Source organism: Flavihumibacter sp. CACIAM 22H1, from assembly GCF_001601815.1.
Taxonomy (GTDB): Bacteria; Bacteroidota; Bacteroidia; order Chitinophagales; family Chitinophagaceae; genus Flavihumibacter.
Genome location: NZ_LUKG01000114.1, coordinates 2269 through 9974, shown reverse-complemented (window position 1 = coordinate 9974; position 7706 = coordinate 2269). Strand labels below are relative to the sequence as shown.

Genomic DNA, 7706 nt, shown 5'->3' with positions numbered 1-7706 from the left:
GATTCGCTGGGGCGGCAGTTTCCGGCGTATGCGACGACGGCGGGCGGAGCGCTTCAGGTATCGCGGACATTGGCCTACACGCAAAGTCACCGGCATTTTTCCCATTTACTGGCTATTCATCCGCTTGGCCTGATTCAGTGGGAGCAGGGGCCGGCGGCTCAACATACCATCCGCCAAACCATTGCCGAGCTGGATAAAATTGGTCCGGATCAATGGTGTGGTTATTCCTATGCCTGGCTGGCAAATTTAAAGGCATGGGCGAAAGACGGGCAGGGGGCAGCAACGGCGTTAAAAACCTTTTGCAACGGCTTTTTGCTCGATCAATAGTTTTCATTTGAACGGAGATCAGACGGGTAAAGGTTATTCCGGGTTCAGGTATCGGCCGTTTACGCTGGAAGGGAATTTCGCGTATGCATCAGGGCTCCAGGATATGTTATTGCAAAGCCAGATGGGGTATATTGATGTTTTTCCAGCAGTACCGGAGAGCTGGCAGGATTGCAGTTTTCGGAATTTTCGGACAAGGGGTGCTTTTCTCGTAGATGCGGAACGGTTAGGAGGACAATTGAATCGGTTGGTGATCCGATCGGAGAAGGGCGGTAGTGTGCGGGTAAAACTTGGTACAGGCCATTGGCAGATCCGGCAGCAGCAGAAATGCACTGCTGATCTTTCCGAATCGGGTTGGTTATCCATTCAGGCGGCCCCTGGGGGAGTGGTTGAGGTAAGGCGTCAGACAGGTGTTAGAACAACGTTCTAACGCCTGTCTGACGTTTTAAGCAGATAAGTCATCACTTTAACTTCACTAAAAAGAACGGAATAAACACTTCGGCCCTGCAATAAACGGTCGGGATGCTGCCACAACTTAACAAAGGCAGACCGGACGGCAATTCTCGCTTTAGCCTCATCTCGTAAGGTCAGAAACGCGTACAAAAGCAGATTTTCACCGTGTTCATCATACAGCTCTAAAAAACTAGAGAAATCATTGTTCACAAGTAATTCGGTTTGGTTGCTGATTGCCTGACTCATGGTAGAAAAAATAGGGTACAAAATTCTATGCGTACGAGCTTAACCCTATGCCTTATAAGACGAAACAACACCTGCCAACGTTTTATTTCGCAAGAATAAAAAATCGAATTAAAGGACGATTTTTAAATGGTAGACGTTTTATGAAATCCATTTTTTTCTTTTTCTGAATAATATCACCTTTGCACCCGTTTCAATAAAAGGCTCAAAATCCTACATAACTAATCGCTGATAAATCCTACCCTGGGTTGTTGAAGACCTGATCCCTAAATAAATAATTTCAATTCCCTGGATGGAAAAAAACCAACCTAATAAACCTAACTTTACCAATTTGGCAAAATCTGCCGCAGCTGGTGATGAAGAGGCATTTAAACAATTGTATGAAGCTATATCGGGTAAGATGTATAGCATCTGTTTGCGGTATGCCGGCAATAAATCGGACGCAAACGACTGGTACCAGGATGGGTTCATCAAACTAATAAACAACCTTTCCTATTTCCGGGGAGAAGGGTCTTTTGAGGGCTGGGCCAGAAAAGTATTTATTGGAATCTGTATTGATAATCTAAAGAAAAAAATCCTACCGGTTGTTCCGATAGAGGCGGATCTGAACATTGCCATTAGTGATTCTGTCTATGATAAGTTATCAATGGATGATTTGTTTCGTATTATTCAACAATTGCCGGATTTTGCCCGGACTATCATTAATTTATCCCTGATCGAAGGATATAATCATAAAGAGATTGCAGAAATATTAAATATTTCGGAGGAGGGGAGCAGGTCGCAGTTATTCCGGGCCAGACAACTAATGAAAAAAACCATTCTATTTCAAAATGGGACCAAGTGACCAACGGTTTAATGATTTAAGGGAGTACGTTACGCCGCCTCCAGCCGATCTTACGGATCAAGTACTCCATGAATTTAGAAAGAATGGAACCAGGCCGGATTTTTCTGAAAAAGAACGGGATACATTCAGTCCGCTCTCTGCCCTGGAGATACCACCACCGGCTTTGATCAGCGAAGCAATACACCAGCATTTTTCCCGATCCAGGTCATCCGGAAGATTCCTTATAAAACTACTGAGTGTACTCGCAGTTTCTTCCGCGGCCATGGCTATCTTTATTTACCATATAAACGGGAAAAAATCAGAAAGCTCTGAAACCATTGTAAAGCACTCGCCCCTGATATCCAGCAATGACAAGCTGGTACCGGACACGAGTCGGAAAAAAGACTCCCTGGTAAAAATAAAAACGGATACCAAACCTGCGCTCCCCAGTAAAAACCTTACCATAAACGGGCTATCTGTTCCTCTCGAAGATTCCGATATTCTCTATTGTTATGTATTGTATAAAATAGCAGAAACCAAAGAAGGGGATCCGTCGGCAACCGATTTTTTATCCATTGATGAATATTCAACGATCCGGATAAGCCCGTATATATCCCGGTTGATCCGCCTAAGTATCCAACAGAACAAACAAGGCGAGCTGAAACGCAGAGCAAAGCGTATTTTAAGAAAATTGGAGGGAATTCAACAAGAGGAAAAAGCACGTTTTTCAGACTGGCGGATTTCTAATCCATTAAATCCACTTGAACTGGCAACTTTTATTGACGCGGAAAAAAAACAATAAAATTATATGTTGCTTGTTTTGAAGATTTTATTTTTCTTTTTGGGTGCAATGCAGCAGCCGGATGGTGGTGCTTCCTGCCAATCGCTGTTAATTTCCTATGAGGTCAGGGTGCAATCAAAAAACAGGAATAAATCTACCGCGGAATTATACAATGGGTCTTCTAAACTGCTTGCAATTCGTCCTGATACCATTGAAGTAAGGCTGACCAGTTTGTTAAGAAATGAAAAGGTTTGGATACTTCGTAAAGGATCGGGGTATACAGGAAAAATTTTAAAAGACTCATCCGGCAGCAAGCGCAGCTATGGTATAACCATGGAGGAATGGAAGGGTTCTTTTCAGCCCTGGGTGCAGGCAAAATTGGAAGAGGGTGGGGCGGAAGAAAAGATAGCCGGGTACAATTGCCGGCGTGCCGTATTAAAAGGAGCAGATAACCAGGTACTGGTGGTTTATTATACGGATCGCCTACACCATAAAGCGTATAAAATAGCAGAGCCGATGTTTTCTTCTGTTCCCGGTGTGGTGCTGAAATATGAATTCAGGTCGCGCGAATCTGTTATCACGTATACAGCTAGTAAGGTGGTTGTAAGATAGGCGTCAGACAGGTGTTAGAACACAGTTCCAACACCTGTCTGACGCTTGAAATACCGTTAAAAAACGGGTGCGTCAAAAGAATTTCCTTCTTTACTTTTAGGCAGTTAATCAACCAGTAAAAATGATTAACTATTCAGTAGCTACGAATACAATCAATCGAGTATTGGCTGCCGCGCTAATGCAGCCCTAATTATTAAAATTTAAGCTATGCAGAAGTTGAATGAATTTGAAATGGCAACATTTCAAGGAGGAGCAAGTGAGGCAGATTGTGCTATCTCTGCAGGATTAACAGTACTAGGTGGCGCAGTAGGAATTTTAGCCGTGGCCGCATCCGGAGGCACCGCATTGGCATTTGCCGGGTTCGGGATCGGATACATTTCCAAAATGTATGGAACCCTAAAGGCCTGTAGTCTTGTTTAATTCGAAGTGAAACAGGGCAAACCCTGTTTCACGTTTTTTGCCGGTTGTAGCAATATGTACCAGTTAATTCAGCTAGAATGCCGCCAAAAAATTCAGGGAGAACCATTGGAAAATACCTGGATACTACTATTAAAAGCAGTTTTTGTCCTGTTTAACCACTGTTTTCTGGTCTTTGTCCTGCTGCGGTTTTTCCAACAAAATAAAGCCGGAATAAACAGCTATATAACAGGAAGCTGCATTATTTTTTTTGTAGACGGTATAGTGCGATGGCTGTTTACCAAGGTCAACTACCTTCCACTGCTGGAGCTGCTTCACCTGGGACTGACAAAAAAAAGAGTGATCCGATATATTCTTTTTCGATCCTTGCTGGAATGGATTAATGTGGTATCAGTGCTGTTATTGATTATTTATTACTGCAGCTGGCCGGGACAAATACAGTTTTTCGCGGGGATGATCGGATTATTTCATCTTGGGAGTGCTGCATCGCTGCATTTTTCGATTCTTTGCTTCAAGTGTATGCAGTCGGGTTACCCGGTGAATAAATGGTTCTGCCTGCTTTTGCCACTAAGCCTTCCCTTGCTTTACTGCCCTTTTTTAAGCGGTGATTATTCAATCGGCTGGAATACCGTGGAATGGGTGGGGCGGGTGATTTATAGTTGGCTCTTAGCAGGTGTAGAAATATGGGTCTTTACCCGGTACGCTAAAAAACGATTATTATTTGAAAATACAGGATCCCATGCAAGTTGATATATTCCTACTAATTGAAATAAAGTTTTTTCTCAGAAACGCAAGGACGAGAAAACTACTCAACGGACTGATTTGTGCCGCAGTATTCTGGATAAGCATGATTAGTCTATCAGGGTTAAACAGCACACTTGAAAAATATCTGATGATTATGACGCTCATTTCACTGACTCCTTTTTATTTTTCTCAATTATTTTTTTCCTGGCAGCTCCGGTTTTTACCAAATTATTTCGTTTTACCGGTAAATATATTGGGGTATCTGATTGCAAGAATTTTAGTGATTATGATCCTGACCCTGGCAGGAAGTATAATGCCACTCGTTTATTTCTGGAATACGCCTGATATAGCTTATGTAGGAGCCATCTTCTTTTATATGGCTGTTACTATACCTTTAATTATGTTGCTCAAAGGAGGTGCGGGAGCCCGTAAAATGGACCCCAATACAACCGGCGTATTTTCAAATTTTACAGGTATAACCCGTTATCATTTTTTGTCGGAATTAGTCCTGTTTGGATTGCCCCTTTTGATGTACGGATTGGAGCTTATTTATTCGGCTGCTGGATGGATGTTAGTTTACCTGCTTGCCGTTGGTTTTATTGCGCTATGCCTTTTACCATTCCGACTACTTTATATGGCTAGAAAGCTTAACTGGAAGTATAAGCTAATGCTGATAAACTGAAATATATGGTACGCTGTATAGATATTGAGTTAAAACTGGGGCATTCCTTCCGGCTGTATATACCCTATTTATGGGTGAAGAAAAAATCGATTACCCACCTAATAGGGGAAAACGGATGCGGCAAAACCAGTTTGATGAAAGCTATACTTGACCTATACCCCCGTCAGAAAGGGCTAATTGAAATCAATGGTAAGGATAATAGAATGGATGAATCCTGGAAATCATTTACCGGGGTATACCTGGGAACTGCTTACTTACTGGGTTTTCTTTCACCGCTGGAGTATTTCAGGCTGGTAACAAGGCTTCGCCGGATACCGCTGTATTCAATAGAAAACTATGTTCATCAAAATTTTGAAGGGTTATTGACGCCAGAAATGCTGCAAAAAAGAACCTGTATAAGAGATCTTTCTTCCGGTAATCAGGCCAGGGTTGGCCTAATAGCAGCAATGCTGGGGCATCCCGCATTACTGCTATTGGATGAACCATTTGTTTACCTGGATCAATCAGCAAAAAAGGCCTTGCAGCAACTGCTGCAGCAGTTTTGCGAAAATGGAAAAACAATTTTATTCACCTGTCATGATTCCGCTTGTATAGAGGAATTGGCCACAACCACTATTAAACTTGAAAATGGGATCATGATTAATTAGTAGAACAGTTATGAAATGGATTAGTAGCCCCTTAAACAGGGAGAGCAGTAGAATTCTATGCCTGATTTTTACTGTAGAAGCAATTATTTACCTGTCCTTATTGATTTATACCAATCAATACATTCTTACTAAAGATGTACTCCTGCCCAGTCTTTATTATGTTGAGGCAGACATCCAGGCTGATTTCGCAACAGATTTAGCCAGGGCAAAAATGCTCTCATACCTCCTGATGCCATTGCTGTTTGGCTGTAAACTAGCATGCATTGCTGTAGCTATTTATGCCGTTCTTCAGGTATACAACTTTGAATTGACAGTGAAAGATGTTTTCTCCATGCTTCTGACAGCTGAACTGGTATTTATCGTCGTTGCCCTGTTCAAGATAGTTGCCTGGAATATTTTGATGCCAGTGCGCTCGATCGAGGACCTGGAAGCATATAAAATACCGTCCCTCCTAAACGTTTTTCCTATTGATAAAGCAAGTCCCTTTTATTTCCTTTTTCAAGCAATTAACCTGGCTGAAATGAATTACCTGCTGGTAATTGGGTTGTTATTATCGAAAAGATTACAAATAGGTCTTCGAAAAGCAATGCTTTATAGTACACTATCGTACGGCAGCATATTTTTTATCTGGATCCTGTTGGTAAGCTTCATTCAATATTTATACAGACCTCTCTGATGAATAGAACCGGCATTTCATTTTTATTGCTATTGATAATGGACGGATGGTTAATATTTGCCTGCTTAGTTTTCACCAGGAAAGCCAATAAACAGAATTTTTCTGAATTGACTGCACTGCTAGGAACAAAAGCCATGCCGTCGAATCCGGGATCGGATAATTTCCTGTTGGTAGTACTGGATCCAGGCTGTGCTCATTGCAGGGAGGCTCTATCTGAGCTCATTCAAGTGCCGTTTGAAAAATTCAATACCAGCCTGATACTGCTGGTGGTGAATGATACAAATGCGGGTGCTGGTTTTTCAGCCTTATTGGAACCGACCTTTACGGAGTCGATCACCCTCCTGAATGATTATGAAAAAACCTGGTATAGCCGGCTGGGAGCTCCGCCTACGCCCGCTTACTATTTTTTCCCAAACGGTGTATTAGCGTCGAAGGCCCTTGGCTTCCAACATAAAAACGCTGTCGAGCAAATGATTCAGCATGAAAAGCAATAGAAAATTTCCTGTCATCAGACAAGAAGCATTGAATGATTGTGGCGCCGCCTGCCTGGTAAGCCTGGTTGCTTATTATGGAGGTAATTTGCCACTTGAACTTGCACGTGAAATCTGTAACACGCAACTCAGTGGTACTACCTTACAAGGCTTAGCGCAGGGGGCAGCAACACTTGGCTTCCTGTCTGAAGGATACCAGGTTAAATCCCTAGAGAAAATAGATCACTCAATGTTACCGCTTATTCTACTATGCAAAAATAAAACCGGGGCCGATCATTATATTGTTTTAACAGGTATCCAGTCCTGTGATCAGATCAGGTATTTCAGTATTATGGATCCTTCTATAGGGCTTTGTTCCTATTCTGAGTTCCAGCTCAGGGAATACTGGGTTTCGGGTATTTGTTTACATATTTTCCCTTCGCTGAATTATTCTCCATACCGGCTTTCTGTCAGAAAAAAAATTAGCTGGATCCGGGAACTACTGGGTGATCTTTTTTCTCCTTTTCTGTTACTTATTTTTTCCGGGGCGTTGATCGCCGGCATGAATGGGTTGTTAACCTTGTCGATTCAACGGATAGTAGATGCCTTCATTCCCGGCAAGGCAATGCACCAGTTACAGGCAACCTTCCTGCTATTATTGCTGATTCTAATAAGTAAAGAACTGTTTATCCGGTTGCGGACAGAATTTATTCTCCGCCAAACGGCTTTTTTTAACAAACGACTGTTTGGTTGGTTTTGTAAACGTTTAATACAATTACCCATTTTTTATTTTGAAAAAAGACAGGTAGGTGATTTCATGGTTCGATTTAGAGA

12 protein-coding genes and 1 pseudogene are annotated in these 7706 nt (G+C 42.2%); 11 read left to right on the top strand and 2 right to left on the bottom strand.

Annotated elements, in window-relative coordinates:
* Both A1D16_RS20155 and A1D16_RS20150 read left to right on the top strand, forming a co-directional pair.
* Nucleotides 1-327: pseudogene (locus A1D16_RS20155) on the top strand (hypothetical protein); the annotation flags it as partial.
* A gap of 7 nt (nucleotides 328-334) precedes the next feature.
* A complete protein-coding gene (locus A1D16_RS20150; protein WP_290712946.1) occupies nucleotides 335-754 on the top strand; it encodes a glycoside hydrolase family 95-like protein in 420 nt (139 codons plus the stop codon).
* Here A1D16_RS20150 and A1D16_RS20145 read toward each other — a convergent pair.
* Nucleotides 751-1023, bottom strand: coding sequence for a hypothetical protein (locus tag A1D16_RS20145; protein ID WP_290712943.1), 273 nt, complete (start codon nucleotides 1021-1023; stop codon nucleotides 751-753). The genes A1D16_RS20150 and A1D16_RS20145 overlap by 4 nt on opposite strands.
* Nucleotides 1024-1351: 328 nt before the next feature.
* Here A1D16_RS20145 and A1D16_RS20140 point away from each other — a divergent pair, with 328 nt between their 5' ends.
* Nucleotides 1352-1864: a sigma-70 family RNA polymerase sigma factor gene (locus tag A1D16_RS20140; RefSeq protein ID WP_290712940.1), complete on the top strand. Its 513-nt coding sequence runs from the start codon at nucleotides 1352-1354 to the stop codon at nucleotides 1862-1864.
* Nucleotides 1865-1921: 57 nt separating this feature from the next.
* Here the strand turns inward: A1D16_RS20140 and A1D16_RS20135 are convergent, their stop codons facing one another.
* Nucleotides 1922-2128 carry a hypothetical protein gene (locus tag A1D16_RS20135; protein ID WP_290712937.1) on the bottom strand — a complete coding sequence of 69 codons (207 nt, stop codon included), beginning with the start codon at nucleotides 2126-2128 and terminating at the stop codon, nucleotides 1922-1924.
* Between A1D16_RS20135 and A1D16_RS20130 the strand changes: the two genes are divergently transcribed.
* From A1D16_RS20130 to A1D16_RS20095, 8 genes are all read left to right on the top strand, one after another.
* On the top strand, nucleotides 2127-2645 hold the full coding sequence (locus A1D16_RS20130) for a hypothetical protein (RefSeq protein ID WP_290712934.1): 519 nt from the start codon (nucleotides 2127-2129) through the stop codon (nucleotides 2643-2645). The genes A1D16_RS20135 and A1D16_RS20130 overlap by 2 nt on opposite strands.
* A gap of 18 nt (nucleotides 2646-2663) precedes the next feature.
* Nucleotides 2664-3236 carry a hypothetical protein gene (locus tag A1D16_RS20125; protein WP_290712931.1) on the top strand — a complete coding sequence of 191 codons (573 nt, stop codon included), beginning with the start codon at nucleotides 2664-2666 and terminating at the stop codon, nucleotides 3234-3236.
* A 207-nt stretch (nucleotides 3237-3443) separates the two neighbouring features.
* Nucleotides 3444-3656 (top strand): hypothetical protein, encoded by a 213-nt coding sequence (locus A1D16_RS20120; protein WP_290712928.1) that lies wholly within the window; start codon nucleotides 3444-3446, stop codon nucleotides 3654-3656.
* Between the two features lie 844 nt (nucleotides 3657-4500).
* Entirely contained in the window at nucleotides 4501-5079 is a 579-nt protein-coding gene (locus A1D16_RS20115; protein WP_290712925.1) for a hypothetical protein, read from the top strand.
* A gap of 5 nt (nucleotides 5080-5084) precedes the next feature.
* The gene (locus tag A1D16_RS20110) at nucleotides 5085-5726 is read left to right on the top strand and encodes an ATP-binding cassette domain-containing protein (protein ID WP_290712922.1); all 642 of its coding nucleotides are present in this window, start codon (nucleotides 5085-5087) and stop codon (nucleotides 5724-5726) included.
* A gap of 10 nt (nucleotides 5727-5736) precedes the next feature.
* Complete coding sequence (locus tag A1D16_RS20105) at nucleotides 5737-6402, top strand: hypothetical protein (RefSeq protein WP_290712919.1); 666 nt, start codon at nucleotides 5737-5739, stop codon at nucleotides 6400-6402.
* 107 nt (nucleotides 6403-6509) lie between these two features.
* On the top strand, nucleotides 6510-6896 hold the full coding sequence (locus A1D16_RS20100; protein ID WP_290712916.1) for a hypothetical protein: 387 nt from the start codon (nucleotides 6510-6512) through the stop codon (nucleotides 6894-6896).
* A partial coding sequence (locus A1D16_RS20095) for a cysteine peptidase family C39 domain-containing protein (RefSeq protein WP_290712913.1) occupies nucleotides 6883-7706 on the top strand: 824 nt, incomplete at its 3' end. The genes A1D16_RS20100 and A1D16_RS20095, both read left to right, overlap by 14 nt.